We start from the raw sequence: 22,278 nt of genomic DNA on the forward strand, positions 1-22,278 counted from the left end.
GGGGAGTCAGTCAGGATTAACATTAACGAAAGCAACACAGTGGCGCCCTGATTACTAATGAAGCCGACGGTCGATAGTGCAGTTGTGAGTATTTGCCCTTCAACGCAGCATAGGGAAGCCTTGCTTCACTTGGCGGCGGTGCATGAGCCGTCCTTGCAATCGACGCTGCACACCGCCTTAACATCAGCCTCGCAGGCAGCCTGGGACGGGCTATGGGTTTATCAGCAGCACGGCCGTATTAGCGGTGCGCTGTGGGTGCAGCCGCTCGCTCACGCCACCGCACAGCTATGGCTTCCTTGCCAGGATGATCCAGCAAGCCAAGCCTTACTAAGCGCTGCTCATGATCGGGTAACCGCGCAGGAAATAACGCTTTGCCACGTGGTCTTGCCGCCCAGCCACTATGCGTGGGAGGCAACGCTGCTTGCGCATAATATGGTGCGCTTGGCTGAGCTACACTATTTGTCCATTACGCTGGCGGGCACGGAGGCGGTACCTTCAACGGATTCGCCAATTCGATTGGCACCTTTTAGTGAGCTAAGCACCGCCGCGCAAACCGCCCTGATCGGTTCCATTAGTCAAGGCTCGCTGGACTGCCCAGCACTGCGAGAATCGCTTTCCAGCGAAGCGCTGCTGGCCGGTTTTTATGACCAGGCACCTACGGCGCCGAACCATTGGTACAGCGTTAACCTGGGCGATGAGCGGGTGGGCGTGTTGCTGTTAGCGCCACGGTCGGCTCACTGCTGGGAGCTTTTATTAATGGGCGTCACGGCGCAATGGCGCGGTAAGGGCATCGGTCGAAACGTGTTAACCGAGGCTTTTAACCTGGCAATTAACCAAGGGGCAAACGAGATGATATTGACCGTCGATACTCGCAATACGCCCGCTTGGCGCCTTTATCAACAGGCGGGGTTCATCGGTTATGCCGAGCAGCGCCTGCTTGCCTGGAAAAATGCCTAGCTTACCGCTTCAAGCCCATAATGAAGCACGAGAATTTCTCTATTCAAAAGGTAATATTAAGCCTGCTTTTTAATTTTTCTTCTATACTGTGAGCGCGGTATTGAGGAATGCTTCTTTTATTCATGGAGGAAACGTTATGAAAATTTTGCTGTGGATTATTATCTTTATTTTTGCCGTAGGCCTTCTTACCCTTACGGGCGTCTTTAAGCTGATCTTCTAAACGTAGGCCTTTAAATCACTGTTTAGACCCTTTTGTTATTATGTCACTCGATAGGTGGCTCTCACCTATCGCCCTCTGGCTATCTGTGAAAAAAAAGATATTATCTCCCGGTATATTTTCCTGGAACACGGTTATCGATACAGGATTAAACGCCGCTATTATGGCGATAAACGCCAAGGGGGCAGGGTGAATTTCAAATGTATGCTGGGCGGGATAGTTGCGTTAGGAGTGCTATCGAGCGCCGCACTTGCTGATGCAGAGGCCGAGGATGCAGCGCTTGCCGAGCGCCTTGCGCCAGTTGGCAAGCTCTGCCTGCAAGGGCAAACATGCCAACGTGCGGTGGCCCAGCCTGAACCTGATGCTTCCTTGCCAGAGGAGCCTGAATCGGAAAATATTGCCGCCCAATATGATGGTGAAGCGCTGTATGCCAGTGCAGGCTGTGGCGCTTGCCATACGGCAGGCATTGCGGGCGCTCCGGCAACGGGCGATAACGCCGCCTGGACCGCACGGCTCGCTCAAGGCACTGACACGCTTTACGCCAACGCCATTAAGGGGATTGGCGCGATGCCGCCCAAGGGCGGCCGGTTTAATTTCAGCGATGATGAGATCAGGGCAGCGGTCGATTACATGATCGAAGAGGTCGAATAACCTGTCCACAAGCGGTTCTGGTGATCCACCTGTGGATAGTTTGGTCTGATCGTTACCCCAACAGAGAGCGCAGCCCGGCAATTGCATCCTTGCCGCGCGCCTGCTTCTTGTCCGGGTCCTCTTTATCCGCTCGACCTTCCCACTCCAGGTCTTCCCCAGGCAGTTCATCCAGAAAACGGCTGGGCTGGCAATCCATCAGCTCACCGTAGGCTTTGCGCTGGCGGGCAAGCGTGAGCGTGAGCGTGCGCCGCGCCCGGGTAATACCCACGTAGGCCAGGCGGCGCTCCTCTTCCACCGTGCCCATTTCAATAGCATTGCGGTGGGGCAGCAGATCCTCTTCAAGGCCCAGCAGGTAGACATGCGGGAACTCAAGCCCTTTTGAAGCGTGCATGGTGAGCAGCTGTACGCGGTCCGAGTCATCCTCTTCGGCCTGCTGCTCCAGGATATCGCGCAGCACCAGCCGGGAAATTGCCGCCTCCACGCTATCGGTTTCAGTCGTCTCTGAGGCGGTATCCTCTTCCGGGTCACGGTTTAGCGACTTTTCCAACTGGTCGATCAATATCCACACGTTGGCCATACGCCGTTCAGCAATAGTGGGCGCACTGGCGTTCTGATAAAGCCACGCTTCGTAATCCATATCACGCAACATGTCGCGGATAGCGGCAATTGCATCGCCCTGATCCATGCGTTTGCGCACACCGTCGATAAAGTGGGTGAACCGGCTTAACCGCTCGACAGCGCGGGTGGGCAGAGTCTGCTCCAGGCCCATTTCATGACACGCTGCAAACAGGGAAATCGTCCGCTCGGTGGCATAGTTAGCCAGTTTCTCAAGCGTGCCTGGGCCAATCTCACGGCGCGGTACGTTTACTATCCGCAAAAAGGCGTTATCGTCGGCAGGATTGATGAGTAGACGCAGGTAGGCCATGGCGTCCTTGATCTCATTACGCGAGAAAAACGACGTGCCGCCGGACAGCTTGTAGGGAATTTGGTAATGCTGAAGCTTGAGCTCTAAAAGCCGTGCCTGAAAGTTGCCGCGATAAAGGACGGCAAAGTCGCGCCATTCAGCCTTTTCCTTGATACGCCGGGTCAACATTTCGCTGGCTACGCGTTCAGACTCCGCTTCTTCATGGCGATTCACAATCACCCGAATCGGTGCACCGTCGCCCATATCCGACCACAAGGTTTTATCGTAGACGTGCGGATTATTGGCAATCAGCGTGTTGGCCGCGCGCAGAATCGTCCCGGTCGAACGGTAGTTCTGCTCCAGCTTGATCACCTTTAGGCGCGGAAAGTCCTCGCCCAGCGTGATCAGGTTCTCGGGACGTGCACCGCGCCAAGCGTAGATTGACTGATCATCGTCGCCCACCACGGTAAAGGTCGAGCGCTCGGCCATCAAAAGCTTCACCAGCAAATACTGGGACACGTTGGTGTCCTGGTACTCATCCACCAACATGTAGTGAATCTTGCGCCGCCACCGCGCCAGTGCCTCGGCATCGTTTTTCAAGAGCACGACGGGCAGCAGGATCAGGTCATCAAAATCTACCGCGTTGTAGGCTTTTAGATGACGGTTATAGGCTTCATAGACCCGAGCAGCAAAGTGTTCATCGTCATCGGCGGCAAAGGAAAGTGCGTCGCTGGGCAGCACCAGGTCGTTTTTCCAGGTGGATATTTTGCTCTGCACAGCATTGATCTGCTCGGCGTCGACCTGGGCGTCCTTGTTCATCAGGTCACGCAGCAGCGCCTTGGCATCTTCCGGGTCGAACAGTGAAAACCCCGGCTTGTACCCCAGCGTCTTCAGCTCGCCACGAATAATATTAAGCCCCAGGGTGTGAAAGGTGGAGACGGTAAGGCCATGACCCTCCTTGCCTTTCAACATTTGCCCTACGCGCTCTTTCATCTCGCGGGCGGCTTTGTTGGTGAACGTGACCGCCGCAATCCGGCGCGCACTCATTCCGCACTCCTGAACCAGATACGCAATCTTGGTGGTGATAACGCTGGTTTTGCCGGAACCCGCGCCCGCTAAGACCAGGCAGGGGCCATCAATGTAGCGCACGGCTTCCTGCTGGCGCGGGTTAAGGCCTTTAATGCGGGTAAGAATGGATTGCGGGGGCGAGGGCGTCATTAGGCACGTTATCCTTGGCGGTTTTTCATCTACAATCAGGCGTTTCTACGCGCATAACATGGATAGGCAGGTGGTGATGTTTGAAGTAGCGCTGTTTGAGCCGCGTATGGCACCCAATACGGGTAATATCATGCGCCTGGTAGCCAACAATGGCTGTCGTTTACATTTAATCGAGCCGCTGGGCTTTGATCTTGAAGAAAAAAAGCTGCGCCGTGCTGGGCTTGATTACCGCGACCTGGCGAATGTGACGCGTCATGCTGATTTTGCTGCGTTTCAAAACGCCCTGCCGGGGCGACGTATCTGGGCGATTACCACCAAGGGTACAAGGCCCCACAGCGAGGCAGATTTTGCGGCTGGCGATGTACTGCTGTTTGGTTCTGAAACGGCTGGTCTCTCTGCCGAGGTGCATCAGGCGCTGCCAGACGCCCAAAAGCTACGCATTCCCATGCAGCCCAATAATCGCAGCCTAAACCTTTCCAACGCGGTGGCTATTGTGAGCTATGAAGCGTGGCGCCAGCAAGGTTTTGCTGGCGCACTTGCTACTTAGCTAGGCGGCAATACCATAGCGGTCACGATAAGCGCGCACGGCTTCTGCATAGGCGAGCATTTCGCTACCAGCATGCTCTTCAAGGTAAGTAAGTACTTGCTCAAGCGTGACGATGCTCACCACCGGCATGCCATACTCGGCCTGGACTTCCTGAATGGCGCTCTGCTCGCCCTGGCCGCGCTCCTGGCGGTCCAGGGCAATGATTACGCCGCCTGCCCGGGAACCGCTTTGCTCAATCAGGCTCATGACTTCGCGGATGGCCGTACCGGCGGTAATCACATCATCAATGATCAGGATATCGCCCGCCAGTGGCGCACCCACAATGTTGCCGCCTTCGCCGTGGGTTTTGGCTTCCTTACGATTAAACGCGTAGGGCATGTCCTGGTCATGATGATCCGCCAGTGCCGCAGCGGTCACTGCCGCCAGTGGAATGCCTTTGTACGCTGGGCCAAACAGCACATCGGCTTTCAAACCGCTGTCGACAATGGCCTGGGCATAAAAACGGCCTAACTTGGCCAGCGCGCGGCCGGTCTGGAATAGCCCAGCGTTAAAAAAGTAAGGGCTTACTCGCCCAGATTTAAGCGTAAACTCACCAAACTTGAGAACGCCCTGCTCAATGGCAAAGGCGATGAATTCGCGCTGATAGGGTTGTAGAGTGGTAGCCACGGCGTTCCTCATTAGGCGGTGGGTGCATGTCAGCCTGAAGGCAACAATAAAACGCAGGTAAATAGCAAGAAATGGTTGGTCTCTTTACCCAAACGTCTAAACGTCGGGTATCATACAGCAGCGACGCAAAAGGGACGATTTATGAAAATTGCCAGCATCAATGTTAATGGTATACGTGATGCCGTCGACCGTGGCTTCCTGGACTGGCTGGCTCAGCAGGACGCCGATGTGGTCTGCGTGCAGAACATCAAGGCAAAAAGTTTTGAATTAGGTGACCATATTCTTTATCCGGAAGGCTATGAAGGCTATTTCCTGGATGCAGAAGAAGATGGGTTCTCCGGTGTTGGGCTTTACTGCCGCAAAATTCCCAAGGCGATCATGTATGGCCTGGGTTTTCCGCAGTGCGATCATGAAGGGCGCTTTCTGCAGGCGGATTATGACCGCTTCAGCATTGCTACCTTTTTGATGCCTGATGGCAGCGACCAGAAAGCCAAACAGGCGTTTATGGAGCAGTACCAGGAGTACCTGACGAAGATGTCGCGCAAACGTCGCGAATACATCATCTGTGGTACCTGGAATGTGGCCCATAAAACGGTCGATTTGGCCAATTGGTCGGATAACCAGCTCACCTCTGGTTTCCGCCCCGAAGAGCGCGCCTGGATGGATCAGGTGCTCGGCCCAACAGGGTTTATCGACACCTTCCGCGAAATCAATCGCGATGCTGGCGAATACACCTGGTGGCCGAAGCTTGACCAGGAGGTGCCACGTAGCCGTCAAGAAGGCTGGCGGATCGATTATCAGTTAGTCGGCCCCAACTTCCGTCGTCACGTGGTCGACGCATGGATCGATAAAGAGGCAACTTTCTCCGAGTACGCCCCGCTAATTGTCGAGTACGATCTCGCCCTTTAAGCATCTTTCCCGCGTCGTCGTTAACCAATGAGCCGACCATGGTCGGCTCATTGCGTTGGCGATTAAACGGTCTAACCGCGAATACCCAGCGCCTCACTCTGATGCTCAATTAGCTCAGAGCCCGCCTTTTCGGCCAGGTCCAGCATGGCGTTTAGCTCCGTGCGGTTAAACGCGCCTGCCTCGGCCGTGCCCTGTACTTCAATCAGCTCGCCGCTTTCGGTCATCACCACGTTCAAATCGGTATCAGCCTTGCTGTCCTCGGGGTAGTCAAGGTCCAGCACCGGCGTGCCTTTATAGATACCCACTGAAATCGCGCTGACCAACTGTTTGAAAGGATCGCTTTTAATCTTCTTCTCACGCTGCAGATAACGAATGGCATCCACCAGCGCGACACAGCCACCCGTAATTGACGCCGTACGCGTGCCGCCATCTGCCTGAATGACATCGCAGTCCACGGTGATCGTGAATTCGCCCATCTTTTTCAGGTCGACCGCTGCCCGCAGGCTCCGGCCAATCAAGCGCTGAATTTCCAGCGTGCGGCCACCCTGTTTGCCACGTGTCGCCTCACGCCCACTGCGTGAGTGGGTCGCACGGGGCAGCATGCCGTATTCCGCGGTGATCCAGCCCTGGTTTTTGCCGCGCAACCAGCGCGGTACGCCCATTTCTACGCTGGCATTACACAGCACTTTGGTATCGCCAAACTCAACCAGTACAGAGCCTTCCGCATGACGGGTATAGTCGCGGGTCAGGCGGATCTCACGCAACTGGTTGGCCTCGCGACCACTGGGGCGAACAACTTCAGGACGCATAGCACCTCACAAAAAGCACTTCACAATAAGCGCGTAACTAGGAAAAGCCTCCTATTGTACACGTCTTCACGTTCAAGCCTGCCCTTATCGGGTAGACTGAGGAAAACGCGTTCTCAAAGGATAATCATCATGGCCACTTTACGTCGCGTACACAGCATGACCGCTTTTGCCCGTATTGAGGAGGCTGCTTCCTGGGGCACGCTGCACGTCGAAATTCGCTCGGTGAACCAGCGTTACCTGGAGCCGCATTTTCGCCTACACGAAAGCCTGCGCGATCTCGAGCCGATACTCCGTGAAACCCTGCGAACCCGCCTGGCACGAGGCAAAGTAGAGTGCAGCATACGCTTTGAAAGCTCAGAAGCCGTACAGGCCCCTACGGTAAATACCGCACGCCTGGCCGCAATTTCTGATGCGCTTACGACGATCCATCAGCACGTGCCCAGCGCCGTACCGCCCACCACGCTTGAGCTTTTAAACCAGCCTGGCGTGATGGAAACCCAACACCTGGATCAGTCTGCCATCAAAGCCGCTGCCAAAACGTTGTTTGAGAAAGCGCTGGAAGAACTCATCGATGCCCGAGCCCGTGAAGGCGACAAACTCGCCGAAATGATCAGCACACGCCTTACCGCGGTAAGCGAACAGGTCGCAACCGTTAAACGCCTGCTACCCCAGCTACTAGAACGCCAGCGTGCCCAACTGCTGGAGCGTCTGGAGATAGCCAAAACGGAACTCGACCCCCTGCGCCTGGAGGCCGAGCTGGTACTGGTGGCCCAAAAAGCCGACGTGGATGAAGAACTCGATCGTCTCACGGCCCATGTCGAAGAAGTCAGCCGCCAGCTTACTCAAACAGGCCCTAAAGGCCGCCGCCTTGATTTTCTGATGCAGGAGCTAAATCGCGAAGCCAACACGCTTTCATCCAAATCCATCGTGGCCGAAAGCACTCGCTGCGCGGTAGAACTTAAAGTGCTGATTGAGCAGATGCGTGAGCAGATTCAGAATATTGAGTGATGTCTACGGCTGTCTACCATGGTCCAGCCTAAGCTTCCGCTAGGTGGGTATTAAACCCGCATTGACGCCGCGAGCGCCTATCCGCGAGAAGTGCTGAAAGCCGCGCTGGCCTACAACGCGTCTGCCGTGATACTTGATACACAACCACCTCAGTGGTGGCCCAGAACCAAGTGGCTCAGATAGGCAAGTCAATGAGCGTCTAAAGGAAGCTCCGGGGCTGATGGATATTAAGGTGATTGATCATGTAGTGGTGGGAAGTGATGGGGTAAGTCATTTGCGAAGATGGGATATTTGTAATTGGTTAACTCTAAATGTGGCGCCGCTCCTGGGGGCGATCCCATCTGTTGAGCTGTTTGTTTTGTCTAATATTCATAGCCGACAAGAAGCCTTTTGCCTGCTCTGAGACGTCATCTTGAGCGCCGTATTTACCGCCATCGGCTTAGGCGTTGATGGCACTCGTTTTCCGGTAGCCTGGCACCCGCTTTTAGCATCGATTCCAAAGAGTCGGCCAGTTGGCTTGGCGAAAGAAGGGCATGAGCTTCCAGCTCATCTAATATCCAAAGTACACCACGAACCTCTAGTTTGCTTTGTTGCCCTGATTTCCTGAGCGCGCCGTCATTGGTCAGCAGCGTCCAGCCTCTTTCCTTGGCTAGGAAGTAGCACGACACATCCGCTAGTGAGGAATTACCCAATGTGTGGCGTAGCGTAAAAAGCGTTGCAACTTCCTCACCATTGAATGCCTCAACCACAAGGCCTAATCCCGTTAACTCTTGGCCAGGGGGCTTTTTCAATTCCCGCCACACAAAATCGGTGGTGACGAACTGGTGAGGTAGGGCAAACACGGTTTCAAGCAGGCAACTGCGGTGAAGATCTATCCAGATATTGGTATCAGAGACAAGAATTTTCGCTGACATGTTCACTGTCACCTGCCTGTCCGTTTGCCATGATTTCCTCAATCTCGCCGAGGCTTACACTGAGTAACTCCGCTGCTCTTGAAGGAGTAACCAGTCCTTCAGCCAGCGCCCTGTAAACCAATTGCTTCAGGCGATAGGATTTTTCAGGCTCTTGTCGACCAGGTTCACTTTTTCGAAAACCCTTCATCGACCACAGGCGAAAAGTGCTCTGATAAAAGCTCGAACTAACGATATCTAGGTCATATAACCGGCGCAAAGTAGCTTGAATAGAAATACCCCACTCCTCCTTGGCCAAAAGAAACTCCTGGAACAGCACCCGTTTGCGGTGCTCACCAAAGGTGACGCGCACTTGATTTGCAGGGAAGAGAAACGCCCCAGCAAAGCGGTGGCACCAGTTTTCTTCATCCCGAGTACCATGAAGCTCCTCAGGCAATGACATAACCAAATGTCCTAGCTCATGGGCGAGATTAAAACGCTGACGTTCACCAGGACGCTCAGTATTACTGACAATAACGGCATCCGCGCCATCGTTGACGAGGGCGCAAAGCCCATCAAATTTTTCGTGAGCCTGAAGACTGACGACTTTAATGCCATTTTCTTCCAGGGTTTCAGTCAGATTGGCGATGGGGTTTAGCCCAAGCTGCCATTCTTCGCGCAGTTTATTAGCTGCCTGTTCAACCTCATCGATATTGGATACGGAAAAACGCTGATGCCATTTGGAAAATTCATCAGGTGATTGGCCGGTTTGGAACAGGCTCTCTGCCGCTAAATAGCGCTCAAGGTGCTCACAAACTTGCTCCTTGACGGCTTCTTGCTGGCGCTTTCCGAAGGCAGAGTGCTTACGGAAATCTACTTTTCCCAGCTTTACTGAGTCTGAACGGAAAAAATACTCAGGGTTAACCCCAAGTGCGTCCGCTAGTTGGATCAAGCGAGTCGAATTGGGCGCGTCCTTGCCCTGTTCATATTTCGACAGAGCTTGCTTGGTTATGCCCCCCAGCAGATCGGCTAATTGCTGCAAGGTCATATTCTTAAGGACACGCGCACGATGTATACGATCATGCAGCATGATTTTCTACCTTGTTTTAAGGTGGGTTAAGTTGACAATATGGTGATTGGTCTGGCTCCTGTCAACCTGGTATGTAGGTTTAAACATAGAGACACTACATATAGTGGTTTCCTTACTAGAAAACTACTGCGAGAGAGACAAGGAAGATGAAATGAATAAAGGGTTCCCAGCCAAGGTTGCCGCCTTGGTCGGGAGGATTACCACCTCACCGAATACGCGGGGTATGAGCTAGAAACCGCTGGCGTACTGAAAGGTGGTCGTAAGTTTTGGACCTTGGCACGCAGTGGGTTAAGCACCTCGCTTAAGGCCAGGATGAAGTAAACCACTATTTACTACTGGCGGCCTCGTGTGATGGCACCTTGGCGACGATGGCCACACCTACAACGGTGCGCGTGGTGTGCAATAACACGTTGCAAATCGCGGTAGACGGCACCTCGCAAGCGGTTAAGGTGCCGCATCGCTCGGAGTTCGATCCGCGTGCGGTGAAGAGCCAACTGGGGATTTCCGTCTCGCAGTGGAACGACTTCATGTACCACATGAAAGCCTTGGCAAAACGCAAGGTTGGTCACCATGAAGCGCAGCACTATTTCCAGTCGGTGATTTGCGGGGCCGAGAAACCGATAGACGATCCCTCTAAGCTACCCAACTACCGTGCTCTGAATAAAGTACAGAAGCTTTACCATCATGGCGAAGGCCGGGGTTCTCAGTTGGTGACTGCCTAAGACACAGCCTGGGGCTTGCTCAATGCCGTGACCGAGCATGTCGATCACGATAAACGGGCACGCAGCAACGGTACCCGCATGGATTCAGCCTGGTTCGGCCAAGGCGCGCAACTCAAGCAAGAGGCATTGGATGCCTAAAATTTAACCTAAAAGCAGGCATAATAGATAGCTCACTGAAATATTTCACCTTATATTCGATCCTAAAGATTTAGCCATTCAGGCCGATAAAGTAAACATTGGCGAAAACGCGCTTGAATTGTCAATAATTATGCAATATTGAAACTAATTAAAATGAGCCAAAGGGAGGCGACATGGACATTTCTGAAAAACCACAGCCAGAACAAGAAAGCGATAGCGTACTGGAACAAATGCTACCCGCGTTAATTGGCTGGAGTGTTGCTGCGCTAGTAGTCTCAATCTTAATGGTGACCTTCAACACCGCCCCTGAAGTTCTCGGCGCCGGATTTTTCGCCAAATTATTCGCAGTGGTGGTTGGCACGTTATTAGGAGCTTTGGGAGCACATATAGGCGACTTTCTTCGCCGCTTTGCAATGCCAACAGCTACATTTACTCAAGGAGGATTTTTTAGCCTAATTTTCATTCGTTTGTTTTGGATGATGGGCCCCCAACTGGTTGGACTAGTAGGCGGAAGCTTGATAGGCATCACGCTGGTACTGATGTAGATGACCTTCCAAGCGATGAGACCACTTGTTCTCCTTCTCTTGTTCACCAGCCTATTCATATTGGCTGGCTGTGCGGATAAAAATTCAAAAATTCGTGGTGAATTTTTATCCGGATGCCTTCAGGGTGGTACATCTAAATCTGTATGCAAGTGTGTATTCGGCAAACTTAAAGAGACTTACACCGATGAAGAATTTACCCAACTGGCAAGTACTTACCGTCCAGACAAAAGGTTTCTAAATACTGTCAAGCTCTTTGGAGAGCAGTGCCGAATTGATTAAATATATCCCCAATTAGCTCAATAGTTAGTCTACCTGTGCCTATACATACGCCCAGCCCCTCAAAAGGCTGGGCGTTTTGCTGTAGGGCTTATGCCGCGAGGTAACACAATGACGTTTATTTCCCATGCCATTGAAGTGGCTTTAACACGTCTGACTGAAGAGCTGATTAGCTAACCATACCCACCGCGCTGACACCGTGGTTTGCGCTCAAGGCACGTTTTATCGAGCTAGGACCTATTAAAGCCAATGAGCTAGCCCTGCATTTAGCGGAGCAATGCCGCGATCACTTCATAACGATGCCTAGCAACACGGCATCATCACCATTCCTTGTTTTAATGGAGATGCCCCATGGCATGATCCTCTAATGTGGTAAATTCTTCCTCCCGCCCGGTAAGTTCCCCCAACTAAAGCCAACGCCGCTGTCGCCGTCACGGCTGTCCCGTTGAGTCGCCCTCTACAGCAGAAAGCACCGCGATCATCCAGGTAATTGAACGAGCTGCCCTCAATCCTGATGTCGATATCGAAAAAATGGGGCGCTTACTGCAGATGTAGGAACGCGTTATGGATCGTCAGGCCATGATGGCCTATAGCGCTGCCATGGCGGCCAGTGTTCAGATTCAGAATATTGAGTGAGCGAGTTTTCATCATTAATCACTCAAGACCGCCGTAGTCAGGGACTTTGGCAGTATTAAGCGCTTTCTCAAATGGACGTTACTCGCCTCTTTTACGCGTTAGTAATGCAAAACATTGTTTGGAAGGGGCGGTGAAAGTAGACGTAACCCTCCTGTATCGAGAAAAGTCATTTTTAGTCCCTGACGCGTGGCGGCTTTTCGGGCCACTCTGAAAGGGCGATTTCGCCCTCGATAGCATCTATCACTACCTCAAATTCCTGCGGGCAGTGTTTCACGCCACACTCCCATACAACGATGACGCGCCATCCTTGAGCCTCTAGTTCGGCCTGTTTGCGTGCGTCTCTGCGTACGGTCTCGGCGAGCTTGTTCTGCCAGAACTCCTTTTGGCTGGCGGGCGTTGTCGCATAGAAGCAGCCTTCATGACGGTGCCAGAAACAGCCATTTACAAAAAGAGCGACCTGATAAACAGGAATCACAAGATCTGGCTTGCCTGGCAGGTATTTCGCATGGGCGTCAAAAGAAATATGTCGTTTCTCTAGCTCCGCCTGAACGAACCGCTCCGGGACAGTATTTTTGCCCTTGATAGAAGCCATCATTTTTGACCGGGTAGAACGATCAACAATGTCCGCCATGGTGATGCCCGCGAATAAATTCGATGAAGCTGGATAGCGTCTCGACGCTGCCTTGAGCGTAAAACGGCTGCAGCGGCGATGGAATTACCAACTGAACGCCAGCATCCCCCATTTCCGTAAGCTGATGCTCTGATATGCCGGGTTGAAGGGTCAGCAAGTGCTTTAAAGGAATACGCTGTGCTTCATTCAGAACCTGCCGCCAGCGGTCCTTGCAGGTGGTTTTGACGCCCAGCATATGAAGTTTTGAAGAAGGAAAGTCATCGTGTTGATACGCTTCACTGCCTGGAAACAGGAAGTCCGGCTTTGAGCGTTTCTCGGTTCTGGCACCGCGCTCAAACGGTAACCCGTGCTTGCCAAATATCCACTCCAAGTGGTTCTCCAAGGCGTGCCCGGCTCTGGATTTTCTTCGGTTCTGAACACTGAGAGAGAAGCTGATAAAAGCATCTACATCGTTAGACCAGCCGTTGGCATGCTCTACCAGGTGTGCACTGACAATGTGGCGCTCCAACTGCTTAAAGAGTATTTCTTCGCGCTCGATCAATGCCATCAACGTAGCGTCAGGCGCGGAGACTGGATCAATATCATGTTGCAGCGTTTCAAGCGCCAGATCTGACAGTTTTCGAGTGGTGGGAAATTTTAGGTCGAATCTTTCAAGCAGTAGATCTAGCCAACTATCCTCATCAGCACCTGCTCTTGGGACGGCTATCCCAACTTCGTCAGCAATATAGTTAAACAGTGAAACCGGAACCTCGATGCGGGTTGGGTCGACGATTTCAAGCGTCGTACCAGGCTCCTCATGCACACCAAACAGCCACAGAAGCGCTGTTCGAAGCTCACTTTCCTGGGGAGCGATAACCAGCAGCAGAGAACCATCAGGCCGGTGAGCATAAATCAGGGTGTCGCCCGCCGCCGCAGACTTCAGGGGCTCATTGCTGCTTTTATAGTACAAACGAAACTCTGCACTACGCGCCGGGTCATTCTCGCGTGCATCGTACCAGGTTAACGTCCCATTCTGAGAGAGCCTGTCGGTGTCATCATCACCCATATAGAGACATGTGCTCTCAATATAGAGCCGCTCACTTCCGAGAATTTGCCGGAGCTTCTGAACCCCTTGAAGCTCATGCTGGTTGGACTTTTTGGGGTTAACCTCAACCTCACTCAGCAGCTTTACGCCAACGCCCGTAAAGTGATTGGACAGCTTTTCCATACGTCTATGGCCCCTGATATCCTGGCGTTCAAAATCCTGGCAAACCCGTTACTGCGCGAGGGGAATCTCTATCTGTTTTTGGTCTTCTTTCGCCTTGATAGATTCAATTTTTCGGGCAGCAAGAATTCGCGATTTCATTAGCTTTGCCACTGCTTCAAACACCGGAACAACCACCGAGTTACCAAACTGCCGGTAGGCTTGGGTATCGGATACCGGGATGACGAAGTTGCTCTCACCCAGCTTATCAAAGCCCATTAATCGGGCGCACTCTTGGGGCGTCAGCCTTCTTGGCCGGTGCGTGAGGTTGTGTTCACTGTAGAAATCCAAGGCGTCATCGAATCCACGGTCTACCAAAATCTCCGAGCCATCCTTGTGATAACGGGCTGACAAGGTGCGGGCCACGTCGTGGGAGCGGGTCAAGCCAAAGCCGAATCCGTTACCCTTTTCGCGGTGCTTCTGCGCGTACTTGTAAAGGTACTCCCACAGTTTAGGCGTCAGGATGTACTTGTCATCGACGTCTTTATCCAGGAGTTCGCCAAAAGAGGGGCGCTGCTTCGGATACATATTGACGATGTCTTTTAGAGTGAAGCCGTCATGAACATCAAGGTCGCGACGAAAGCCCACAAGCACAATCCGCTCGCGATGCTGAGGAAGGAAGTGTTTGGCATCGATAACCTTAGGATCACGGCCTTTGGGAGCGTTAACATCCGCCACTTCATAACCCAGCTCATCCAGCGTCTCACAGATCACTCGGAAGGTTTTACCCTTGTCGTGGCTCTTGAGGTTTTTGACGTTTTCAAGCAGGAAAGCCGCCGGCCGCTTGGCGGCCAGAATCCGTGCAACGTCAAAAAACAGTGTTCCCTGGGCATCGCACTCAAACCCGTGTTTGAGGCCAAGAGAGTTCTTCTTTGAAACGCCTGCCAGAGAAAACGGCTGGCACGGAAAGCCTGCCAGTAATACGTCATGATCAGGAATCTGCTGATCAATGTGTTTATAGGCGGTATCTTCGTCAATCTCGAGGTTCGAGCTCAGCGTGACTTCGCGGATATCTTCGTTGAAGCGATGCGTCAGCGGATCGCAGAAATGATTCGCTTTATAAGTGCGTACGGCGTACTTGTTCCACTCAGACGTAAACACACATTCACCGCCAATGGCTTCAAACCCCTTTCTTATTCCCCCGATACCGGCGAACAGGTCAATGAACCGAAAAGACGGCTTGAGATCATTGGATTTCGGCGTTGGCAGCATGGACACCATGCGCTGGTAGGCGGCACGGGTAACTTTGGGTTCAGCCTTTCCTTTGGCCCAGCGATTAATGGTTTCTCGGCACCAGCTCCCCTTATCAACCTCGGCAAGTGCTTCAGCGATGGCTCTTTGATCGTAAATTTCCAACAGCTTGTTCAACAGAGCTCTGTCATCAAGCCTCTCATAGGGCGATAGAGAAGTACCTGCTGGTTGAGGAGCCGCGTCTGAGTCAGCAGCGTTATCAATCTCGAAAAGGAGGGTCATGAGGTTCTCTGGGTCAAATGTGTGACGATCTGCCACGATTGTAGACCCGTCGTTCGGTATTAGCGAGATCTTACTGCTGAATACGGCTGTTCTTTAACATCTGATCACTGGCCGGGCGATCCACATGGCCAGTGGCAGCAAGATGAATGTTTTTGGCAATTTCTTCGACAGGATCATCAAGCGTTCCCAGAAACTGAAACTCGGAAGGGATAACGTAGCGCGCTTTTTGCTCATCCTTTCCGGTGAAGGATTGTTCCGCCCCCGTTGCCGATGAGCGTCTTTTCATTATCTCGCGCAAGGTCGTTTCATCCAATAACTTTGCCAATAGTACGATGTTCTTGCGATCCCCGATTCGGTTGAGCAGGTAGCCCGTGCCCAGGTTTTTGTTCCAGATCGGCTTCACCATAATCATGTGCAGCGTCTTGATACCTCTTTGGGCCAGTGCCAGCATGACCATTAGTTGGCCGTTATTAATCCCAAAAGAGAGATTCTCATCAGGGCCAGTAACACGCGGGAACTTGTGCTTAACTTCCAGCTGTATGAAGGTGTTATCCGGCTGCCGTGCAAGGCTGTCGATATCCCACACGCCATCGAAAAAAGGCTGTATTGCACAGTTTTTGAATAAGCGATGGAGCACGACCCGCTTGAAAAGATCATCGCTATATTGGCTGGAAATGCCCGCCCAGAAGGCTTGTTGGGAGCGGTGTTCATCAATGACCGACGCCGCAGGAATCCTGAATTGAGGCACTGTTTGTCGGCGGTTCTTCAGCATAAAGGACTGAATGGGAATATGCGTTTCGCCGTTCCACTCCTTGATAAAGAAGTCTTTGGCCGACTCGTTGTAATAGCAATCAAACAGAAAACCGTCATGACTTCCTTTGGGCGCAAGAAGCCTGCGCAGCGCTGCTGCTGACGTACACGCTTCTGAGTGGTCCCACACCCACCAGGCATTCACAAACGTTTTCCGCGTCGAATGGCGCTGGGCTTTCACCGTCAGTGTGCGAACCAGCGAGATCGGCAATACGTCAATCCCTTGCCCGGTAAGCTTGCTGAGATACTCGTTAAACACTGACTCAATGACCAGACCTTCCAGCATCCGACTTTTGTCGGAACGGACGAGAATTTCCTTTAGCTGCTCGATGTTATCAAGTGGAATATCCTGAAGGGGCCCAAACGGGGTCAGCAAGCTCATTGCCTATTATCCTACACTACGCGTGGAGGTTTGATACTGGATGGGCAAGGGATAATTAGCAAGTGTTGACGTTGGGACGAAGATGACTTGGCAGTAGGGGGCAAGCTCGCAGGATCACGGGTGGCGAGGCCCACGCCAGCGAGCCTATTCGTGAGCAGGTTGAGGCACAGGGCATGATGTCCTTGGCCTGCTGCTTGTTATGGCTGCCCATGTGAAAGGCCAACAGGCCCAAGTAAAGTAGAACCCAAGGATCAGCCGGGATCTTACAGTAATGAGGGGGTATTTAAATTTGAAGAGAACTCACCGGCAGTCGTAATTGGCTTGCCGATCTGTGCTAACGCTCGTACTCAAGGCTAGGCATCATAAATGCATTGCGTTCAGTCAAACACTCGTTGGGAGCAAAGCAATGCATAACAATACTAAAATCGATTTTATCTACCTTTCCGAGCAGGACATGATCCGCGCTGGCGTCACCGACATGGCCGCCTGCGTGGATTCCATGGAAGAGGTCTTCCATCTGCTTCACATCGGCGATTATCGCATGGCCGGGCCTAATAATGACTCGCATGGCGCGATGGTGATGTTCCCAGAAGAGTCGCCCTTTCCCACCATGCCCAAGCCCACCGCGGATCGGCGCATGATGGCGATGCCGGCCTATCTGGGCGGTAGCTTCTGTACCTCGGGGGTGAAGTGGTACGGCTCCAACATCGCCAACAAGGAGAAGGGCCTGCCCCGCTCCATTTTGATGTTCACGCTCACCGACCCGGACACCGCCGCACCGCTGGCCTACATGTCGGCTAACCTTTTGTCGGCCTACCGTACCGGCGCAGTGCCGGGTGTTGGCGCGCGCCATCTGGCGCGCAAGGACTCCCGCGTCATCGGCCTTCTGGGGCCGGGCGTGATGGGCCGCACAAGCGTTGCGGCCTTCATGGCCGTCTGTCCGCAGATCGACACGCTCAAGGTCAAGGGGCGCAGCGGCGAAAACCTCAGTACCTTTTTGAATTGGGTGAAAGAGCACTACCCACAGATCGTCAACATTGAGGTGGTGGACAGCGCAGAAGACGTGGTGCGCGATTCGGACATCGTGACCTACTGCGCCTCCGGTGAAGTCGGCGACCCCTCCCAGTACCCGCTGGTCAAGCGTGAGTGGGTTAAGCCCGGCGCCTTTCTGGCCATGCCCGCACCATGCAACTTTGATGAAGGCATGGAAGCGCCCGACGTTCGCAAAGTACTCGACGACACCGGCCTGTATGAAGCCTGGTACGAGGAAGTGCCCAAGCCGGCCCACAACGTTATTCCGCTGGTTGGCGTCAAGTTCATGGACATGATTCACGCCGGCACGCTCAAGGCCGATGACCTTGAGGACCTGGGCGCGATCGTCTCCGGCGACAGCCCGGGACGTCAGAACGACGACGAGATCATCATGATGTCGGTCGGCGGCATGCCGGTCGAGGACGTCGCCTGGGCCACGGTCGTCTACCGCCGGGCCGTGGAAGAGGGTATCGGCGTCAAGCTCAACCTGTGGGATGAGCCCGTACTGCGATAACGAATCAGCGCCTTCTCCGGCGGGGGCTCTTCACGGCGCGCCCGCCCTTTCATCGACTTCAAAGCGAGCGTTTAACCATGAGCATGATTACCAAGGTCAAGACCGGTTCCAAATTCGAGGAACATGCCAGCTACTCCCGCGTGGTAGCCGTCGATAACTGGATCCTTGTCTCCAACACGGCCGGTCGCAACCCGGAAACCAAGGAGATTCCGAAGGACGTCAGCGAGCAGCTCAAGCAGGTGTTTGCCAACATCGAGCGCGGTCTTGCCGCCGTCGACAGCAGCCTGGCGGACGTGGTGTCCGCGAAGATCTTCATCCAGAACCCGGCCGACACCGAGACCGTCATGACGCTGTTTGGCGAGACGATGCGTGGTATCGATCCGGTCATCACCGTGACCTGCCCGCCGCTGGGCTCGGAGGTCTACAAGGTCGAGCTGGAAGTGACCGCTTACCGCGGCGCTGGCAGCGCCGCGGTCCAGAAAATCGATACATCCACTCAGTAAGGCCGCGCCCGGGTTGTTACTCGAGCGTCCAACAGGCGACCGGCATCGACCGGTCGCCTCTGGTTTACTGGCCCACCGATCAGGACACTTTCATGGCACCGACCATCGCATCCGTTGACACCTCCAGAGACTTTCCCGCCTCGACCACCGTGGTTATCATCGGGGGCGGCATCATCGGCCTGACTGCCGCACTGACCCTTGCCGAACGCGGCGTGCCGGTCGTCGTGCTGGAAAAGGGTTGCCTGGCCGGGGAGCAGTCCTCCCGCAATCTGGGCTGGATTCGCAAGACCAGCCGCCACGGCGAGGATGTGCCACTGGCGCTGGCCGCCGACCGGCTGTGGGCCAACATGGCCGAGCGGACCGGCAGCGAGGTTGGCTATCGCCCCTCCGGCATCATGTTTTTATCGCGTACGCCCGAACAGCTCGCCGTGCACGAGGGCTGGCTCAAGTCGGTATCAGACCTATCGCTGGACTCGAAACTCATGAGTACTCGCGATATTGATAACTATGCCCCCGGCGGCCGCGGCCAGTGGGCCGGCGGTATTCTCACCTCCTCGGATGGCTATGCCGAGCCGACGCTGGCCTCCAGCGCCATCGCCCGGGCTGCCATCGCCCGCGGCGCGGTAATCGTTGAGCACTGCGCGGTGCGCAACATCGTTCGCACCGGCGGCCGGGCCAGCGGCGTGGTGACCGAGCGCGGAGAGATCAGCTGTGATCAGGTGCTGCTGGCCGGCGGTTTGTGGTCACGCCGTTTTCTGGGCAACATCGGCATTTCGCTTCCGACGTTACCGTTGGTCCTGTCGGTGCTTCGCACCGGCCCCATGGAAGGCCCGACCGACAGCGCCGTGGGCGGACCGGACTTCTCCTTTCGAAAGCACAGGGATGGCGGCTTCATCGTGACCCAGCGCGGTGCGCTCGATGCCCCGCTGACGTTCGATCACCTGCTGGTCGGCTCGAAATACCTGAGTTCGCTGCGCTCGCAGTGGGGGCTTTTGAAGATGTCGCTGGGCAAGCACTTCTGGCGGGATCTTGCGCTCTCCAGGCGCTGGGCGCAGGGCCGCTCGCCCTTCGAGCGCGTGCGTACCATGGACCCGCCGGTCAACGAGCAATTCAACAGAGACGCCCTGCGCAACCTGGCCGCTGCCTGGCCAGCGTTTGAAAACGCCACTGTAGAGCAGTCCTGGGCGGGAATGTTCGATGTCACGCCGGACTCCAACCCGGTGATCGATGCCGTGCCCGGCGTGCCGGGGCTGACGCTGGCGACCGGCTTCTCGGGACACGGCTTTGGAACCTCGCCGGCAGCCGGCCAACTGGCGGCTGATCTGGTCATGAACGAGACGCCGATCATCAGGCCGACACCCTATCGATTCGGCCGGTTCTAAACCGCGCTTACACTACTGATAGGGGCGGGGTCTTCAGGGCGCGAGCGCGAGTGGCGGAGGGCAGTTCTTGGAACAGGCGGCGGTATTCGCGACAAAAGTAGCTCTGATGAAAAAAGCCCTGGCTAGCGGCGGCATCGGCTAGTTGCTGCGAAGGGTTTTGCCACAGGCTGCGGCGTACGGCGTTGAGGCGCAGGGCGCGTAAGTAGGTTACGGGTGACTGACCGATCTCGGCTTGAAAGCTGTACTGAAGCGTGCGCCGTGAAATCCTTAACTGATGGCACAGCGTCATCAGCGAGGGCGGATTCTCGGGCTGGCCACGCATCAGCTCATGGCAGCGGTCAACAATATAGCGTCGGGTTCGGTAGTTGCTTGCATCGGCGTTACAAGCCAGCTCGACATCGTCAAGCAGTAGCTCGACACTCTCTTCGATCTGGCGCAGGAGAGATCGCTGTAACGCGGCGGGCATCGGCTCCTGGTGAGAGCGTTGACGCAGGTAGTCGGTCATTCGCTGCCAGAGTTTACGCGCCTGCGCGACCCGTTCGGGGGCTACATCGAGCCGCCGCAGTCGGTGGTCGTCGCGGCCGAGCCACTCATGATGGCGCCGGTCGATGGAGATCACCAGCAGGTCGTAGTTGGAAGGCGTAATGCTCCAGAACTGTTCGCAGCGCGGAAGGGCCGTTATGGTGTCGGGCTTGTAGAGAGTCTCGCTTGGCCATCGTATCGGTGTGACCAGGTGCCATTGTGAGTCGGGAAAATGCATTCGCTGCGAAAGTCCCAGGTTGGCGCTTTCACGAAAAAGCCGTACTTCCTCGCTTGCGATATCCACGATATCGCCCGAAAAAATGCCCGATACGATCTGGCTGGATTCCTGCTGCCAGCCCTGCAGGCGCTGAGCGTGCTCGGCGGCATCCAGGCAGTGATGCGTTGTAATTGTCATGAAGAGACTCCTCGGAGCGTGTCCATGCGCTTTTGGTAGGCAACGTGTGATTAGTTATCTGTTGCCGTACGAGCGGCAGCGGCTGTCTCATCCGGCGGCATACAGGACCAAAGGATGGTGGTGCCAGGACGTGTTTTTATCTAGAGTGAGTTAAACCATTAAAATATTAATGAAATGGTGACCCAATGCTATCCACGAATGCAAGCGCAACGTTCATGCCGTTCGATGTCTGGCTTGGTGCTCTGCGACAGACCTGCGGAAATTTCGACTCCACCCCTCGGGATCGGCGTACTTTTCAAGGCTACATATCGACTCGCACCAACGGCGGTATCGACATTGCCAATATCGTTACGGATGCCGAGAAAGTGACCAGTCGTCGCGCCCAGCGATGCGATGAAGAGCGCCACTGCTTCTTGGTCGTACAAAAACGCGGGCGCGCCACGCTGGTGCAAAACGATACGTCCATCACCCTGCGCCCGGGCGAGATGGCGCTGATGGACTCTTCAAAGGCCTGCGATGTCATCCCCCATGGTTTGATCGAACACGATTCGCTTCATTTGCCGCGCAGCGAGGTGGCAAGCCGCTTCGGCGATATTTCGCTGCCTTTCATGAAAATCATGTCGGACAGCGCCAGCGGTCAGATCCTGCAACTGGTGGTTAACCGCATGATCACCGAGCCCTTGGCTTCGGTAGAAGGAGAAGGGCAAGGGGTGGCTGATTCGCTGGTGGCGCTGCTGCCAGCGATTTACCAGCATCAGGCGCTGTCGCCCGTTTTCATGGAGCAGGCCGATGGTACGCTGTTCAACAGCGTACAGCAGTTCATTGACCAGCATTTACATGAGGAGGATATTGGTCCGGAGCGTCTGTCGGCGACCTTTCATATCTCGGTTCGCCAGCTCTATCGTTTGTTCGAGCAGCACGAGGAAACGGTGTGTCGCTACGTTCAGCGTCGGCGGCTGGCCCGTTGCGCCGAGGAGTTGGCAAGCCCCATGCAGGTCAAGCGCTCGATCACTCAAATTGCCTACAAGTGGGGCTTTACCGATTCGGCGCACTTCAGTCGTTCTTTCAAACGTGAGTTTGCCCGTTCGCCGCGAGAGTACCGCCGTGAATGCCTCGACCCCGTCTGCTGACGTCAGAAAACGAGAGGCGAGGCCACCACCTTTTTGGCAGAAATAACGGCCACCCTAC

At 54.6% G+C, this 22,278-nt stretch carries 21 protein-coding genes and 1 pseudogene; 12 read left to right on the plus strand and 10 right to left on the minus strand.

The genetic code is table 11. From position 1 onward, the window contains the following. Positions 1–57 precede the first annotated feature (57 nt). Both ACT3RQ_RS05530 and ACT3RQ_RS05535 read left to right on the plus strand, forming a co-directional pair. A complete protein-coding gene (locus ACT3RQ_RS05530) occupies positions 58–957 on the plus strand; it encodes a GNAT family N-acetyltransferase (protein WP_444680097.1) in 900 nt (299 codons plus the stop codon). A gap of 406 nt (positions 958–1,363) precedes the next feature. Beyond that, entirely contained in the window at positions 1,364–1,825 is a 462-nt protein-coding gene (locus tag ACT3RQ_RS05535) for a c-type cytochrome (protein ID WP_444680098.1), read from the plus strand. A 52-nt stretch (positions 1,826–1,877) separates the two neighbouring features. On the opposite strand, the gene rep is transcribed toward ACT3RQ_RS05535, so the two are convergent. Next, the gene (rep, locus tag ACT3RQ_RS05540; RefSeq protein WP_444680099.1) at positions 1,878–3,947 is read right to left on the minus strand and encodes a DNA helicase Rep; all 2,070 of its coding nucleotides are present in this window, start codon (positions 3,945–3,947) and stop codon (positions 1,878–1,880) included. Positions 3,948–4,023: 76 nt separating this feature from the next. Here rep and ACT3RQ_RS05545 point away from each other — a divergent pair, with 76 nt between their 5' ends. Continuing rightward, on the plus strand, positions 4,024–4,494 hold the full coding sequence (locus ACT3RQ_RS05545) for a tRNA (cytidine(34)-2'-O)-methyltransferase (protein ID WP_444680159.1): 471 nt from the start codon (positions 4,024–4,026) through the stop codon (positions 4,492–4,494). On the opposite strand, the gene pyrE is transcribed toward ACT3RQ_RS05545, so the two are convergent. Further along, positions 4,495–5,160 (minus strand): orotate phosphoribosyltransferase, encoded by a 666-nt coding sequence (gene pyrE, locus ACT3RQ_RS05550; RefSeq protein ID WP_444680100.1) that lies wholly within the window; start codon positions 5,158–5,160, stop codon positions 4,495–4,497. It lies immediately after the preceding gene. Between the two features lie 141 nt (positions 5,161–5,301). On the opposite strand from pyrE, the gene ACT3RQ_RS05555 reads away from it, so the two are divergent. After that, on the plus strand, positions 5,302–6,069 hold the full coding sequence (locus ACT3RQ_RS05555; RefSeq protein ID WP_172118705.1) for an exodeoxyribonuclease III: 768 nt from the start codon (positions 5,302–5,304) through the stop codon (positions 6,067–6,069). 71 nt (positions 6,070–6,140) lie between these two features. Here ACT3RQ_RS05555 and rph read toward each other — a convergent pair whose 3' ends face one another. Beyond that, positions 6,141–6,878 carry a ribonuclease PH gene (rph, locus tag ACT3RQ_RS05560; RefSeq protein WP_193056926.1) on the minus strand — a complete coding sequence of 246 codons (738 nt, stop codon included), beginning with the start codon at positions 6,876–6,878 and terminating at the stop codon, positions 6,141–6,143. A gap of 129 nt (positions 6,879–7,007) precedes the next feature. On the opposite strand from rph, the gene ACT3RQ_RS05565 reads away from it, so the two are divergent. Both ACT3RQ_RS05565 and ACT3RQ_RS05570 read left to right on the plus strand, forming a co-directional pair. Next, positions 7,008–7,886 carry a YicC/YloC family endoribonuclease gene (locus ACT3RQ_RS05565; RefSeq protein ID WP_444680101.1) on the plus strand — a complete coding sequence of 293 codons (879 nt, stop codon included), beginning with the start codon at positions 7,008–7,010 and terminating at the stop codon, positions 7,884–7,886. A 133-nt stretch (positions 7,887–8,019) separates the two neighbouring features. Then, a complete protein-coding gene (locus ACT3RQ_RS05570) occupies positions 8,020–8,289 on the plus strand; it encodes a JAB domain-containing protein (RefSeq protein ID WP_444627706.1) in 270 nt (89 codons plus the stop codon). Between the two features lie 22 nt (positions 8,290–8,311). Here ACT3RQ_RS05570 and ACT3RQ_RS05575 read toward each other — a convergent pair whose 3' ends face one another. Beyond that, entirely contained in the window at positions 8,312–8,800 is a 489-nt protein-coding gene (locus tag ACT3RQ_RS05575) for a hypothetical protein (RefSeq protein ID WP_444627704.1), read from the minus strand. Beyond that, on the minus strand, positions 8,775–9,866 hold the full coding sequence (locus ACT3RQ_RS05580; RefSeq protein ID WP_444627702.1) for a helix-turn-helix domain-containing protein: 1,092 nt from the start codon (positions 9,864–9,866) through the stop codon (positions 8,775–8,777). Before ACT3RQ_RS05580 ends, ACT3RQ_RS05575 begins: the two co-directional genes overlap by 26 nt. A gap of 359 nt (positions 9,867–10,225) precedes the next feature. Between ACT3RQ_RS05580 and ACT3RQ_RS05585 the strand changes: the two are divergent. Then, positions 10,226–10,726 (plus strand): annotated as a pseudogene (locus ACT3RQ_RS05585) (DUF932 domain-containing protein). A gap of 173 nt (positions 10,727–10,899) precedes the next feature. Further along, entirely contained in the window at positions 10,900–11,271 is a 372-nt protein-coding gene (locus ACT3RQ_RS05590) for a hypothetical protein (RefSeq protein WP_444680102.1), read from the plus strand. 1,084 nt (positions 11,272–12,355) lie between these two features. Here the strand turns inward: ACT3RQ_RS05590 and ACT3RQ_RS05595 are convergent. The 4 genes from ACT3RQ_RS05595 to ACT3RQ_RS05610 form a co-directional block, all read right to left on the minus strand. Next, positions 12,356–12,814: a very short patch repair endonuclease gene (locus ACT3RQ_RS05595; RefSeq protein ID WP_444627313.1), complete on the minus strand. Its 459-nt coding sequence runs from the start codon at positions 12,812–12,814 to the stop codon at positions 12,356–12,358. Then, on the minus strand, positions 12,798–14,021 hold the full coding sequence (locus ACT3RQ_RS05600) for a type II restriction endonuclease (protein WP_444680103.1): 1,224 nt from the start codon (positions 14,019–14,021) through the stop codon (positions 12,798–12,800). Before ACT3RQ_RS05600 ends, ACT3RQ_RS05595 begins: the two co-directional genes overlap by 17 nt. 48 nt (positions 14,022–14,069) lie before the next feature. Further along, positions 14,070–15,530: a DNA (cytosine-5-)-methyltransferase gene (dcm, locus tag ACT3RQ_RS05605; RefSeq protein ID WP_444680104.1), complete on the minus strand. Its 1,461-nt coding sequence runs from the start codon at positions 15,528–15,530 to the stop codon at positions 14,070–14,072. A 70-nt stretch (positions 15,531–15,600) separates the two neighbouring features. After that, a complete protein-coding gene (locus ACT3RQ_RS05610) occupies positions 15,601–16,722 on the minus strand; it encodes a hypothetical protein (protein WP_444680105.1) in 1,122 nt (373 codons plus the stop codon). A gap of 406 nt (positions 16,723–17,128) precedes the next feature. On the opposite strand from ACT3RQ_RS05610, the gene ACT3RQ_RS05615 reads away from it, so the two are divergent. The 3 genes from ACT3RQ_RS05615 to ACT3RQ_RS05625 all read left to right on the plus strand — a co-directional run bounded on the left by ACT3RQ_RS05615 (position 17,129) and on the right by ACT3RQ_RS05625 (position 20,153). Continuing rightward, on the plus strand, positions 17,129–18,268 hold the full coding sequence (locus ACT3RQ_RS05615) for a tyramine oxidase subunit B (RefSeq protein ID WP_441677627.1): 1,140 nt from the start codon (positions 17,129–17,131) through the stop codon (positions 18,266–18,268). Between the two features lie 77 nt (positions 18,269–18,345). After that, the gene (locus tag ACT3RQ_RS05620) at positions 18,346–18,771 is read left to right on the plus strand and encodes a Rid family hydrolase (protein ID WP_444680106.1); all 426 of its coding nucleotides are present in this window, start codon (positions 18,346–18,348) and stop codon (positions 18,769–18,771) included. A 92-nt stretch (positions 18,772–18,863) separates the two neighbouring features. Next, the gene (locus tag ACT3RQ_RS05625) at positions 18,864–20,153 is read left to right on the plus strand and encodes an NAD(P)/FAD-dependent oxidoreductase (RefSeq protein WP_444680107.1); all 1,290 of its coding nucleotides are present in this window, start codon (positions 18,864–18,866) and stop codon (positions 20,151–20,153) included. Positions 20,154–20,160: 7 nt separating this feature from the next. On the opposite strand, the gene ACT3RQ_RS05630 is transcribed toward ACT3RQ_RS05625, so the two are convergent. Further along, positions 20,161–21,090, minus strand: a complete 930-nt coding sequence (locus ACT3RQ_RS05630) for a helix-turn-helix domain-containing protein (RefSeq protein ID WP_441677633.1) — start codon at positions 21,088–21,090, stop codon at positions 20,161–20,163. A 185-nt stretch (positions 21,091–21,275) separates the two neighbouring features. On the opposite strand from ACT3RQ_RS05630, the gene feaR reads away from it, so the two are divergent. Beyond that, positions 21,276–22,220, plus strand: coding sequence for a transcriptional regulator FeaR (gene feaR, locus ACT3RQ_RS05635; RefSeq protein WP_444680108.1), 945 nt, complete (start codon positions 21,276–21,278; stop codon positions 22,218–22,220). Positions 22,221–22,278 lie beyond the last annotated feature (58 nt).

This window comes from Halomonas sp. AOP43-D1-4 (genome assembly GCF_052446175.1).
In the GTDB taxonomy this organism is placed as follows: domain Bacteria; phylum Pseudomonadota; class Gammaproteobacteria; order Pseudomonadales; family Halomonadaceae; genus Vreelandella; species Vreelandella citrativorans.

Coding starts and splice junctions, on each gene's coding strand:
- ACT3RQ_RS05590 (WP_444680102.1), top strand. CDS start 10,900: ATGGACATTTCTGAAAAACCACAGCCAGAACAAGAAAGCGATAGCGTA.
- ACT3RQ_RS05620 (WP_444680106.1), top strand. CDS start 18,346: ATGAGCATGATTACCAAGGTCAAGACCGGTTCCAAATTCGAGGAACAT.
- ACT3RQ_RS05545 (WP_444680159.1), top strand. CDS start 4,024: ATGTTTGAAGTAGCGCTGTTTGAGCCGCGTATGGCACCCAATACGGGT.
- dcm (WP_444680104.1), bottom strand. CDS start 15,530: ATGACCCTCCTTTTCGAGATTGATAACGCTGCTGACTCAGACGCGGCT.
- ACT3RQ_RS05530 (WP_444680097.1), top strand. CDS start 58: ATGAAGCCGACGGTCGATAGTGCAGTTGTGAGTATTTGCCCTTCAACG.
- ACT3RQ_RS05600 (WP_444680103.1), bottom strand. CDS start 14,021: ATGGAAAAGCTGTCCAATCACTTTACGGGCGTTGGCGTAAAGCTGCTG.
- ACT3RQ_RS05575 (WP_444627704.1), bottom strand. CDS start 8,800: ATGTCAGCGAAAATTCTTGTCTCTGATACCAATATCTGGATAGATCTT.
- ACT3RQ_RS05610 (WP_444680105.1), bottom strand. CDS start 16,722: ATGAGCTTGCTGACCCCGTTTGGGCCCCTTCAGGATATTCCACTTGAT.
- ACT3RQ_RS05595 (WP_444627313.1), bottom strand. CDS start 12,814: ATGGCGGACATTGTTGATCGTTCTACCCGGTCAAAAATGATGGCTTCT.
- rep (WP_444680099.1), bottom strand. CDS start 3,947: ATGACGCCCTCGCCCCCGCAATCCATTCTTACCCGCATTAAAGGCCTT.
- ACT3RQ_RS05630 (WP_441677633.1), bottom strand. CDS start 21,090: ATGACAATTACAACGCATCACTGCCTGGATGCCGCCGAGCACGCTCAG.
- feaR (WP_444680108.1), top strand. CDS start 21,276: ATGCTATCCACGAATGCAAGCGCAACGTTCATGCCGTTCGATGTCTGG.
- rph (WP_193056926.1), bottom strand. CDS start 6,878: ATGCGTCCTGAAGTTGTTCGCCCCAGTGGTCGCGAGGCCAACCAGTTG.
- ACT3RQ_RS05565 (WP_444680101.1), top strand. CDS start 7,008: ATGGCCACTTTACGTCGCGTACACAGCATGACCGCTTTTGCCCGTATT.
- ACT3RQ_RS05580 (WP_444627702.1), bottom strand. CDS start 9,866: ATGCTGCATGATCGTATACATCGTGCGCGTGTCCTTAAGAATATGACC.
- ACT3RQ_RS05555 (WP_172118705.1), top strand. CDS start 5,302: ATGAAAATTGCCAGCATCAATGTTAATGGTATACGTGATGCCGTCGAC.
- ACT3RQ_RS05615 (WP_441677627.1), top strand. CDS start 17,129: ATGCATAACAATACTAAAATCGATTTTATCTACCTTTCCGAGCAGGAC.
- ACT3RQ_RS05625 (WP_444680107.1), top strand. CDS start 18,864: ATGGCACCGACCATCGCATCCGTTGACACCTCCAGAGACTTTCCCGCC.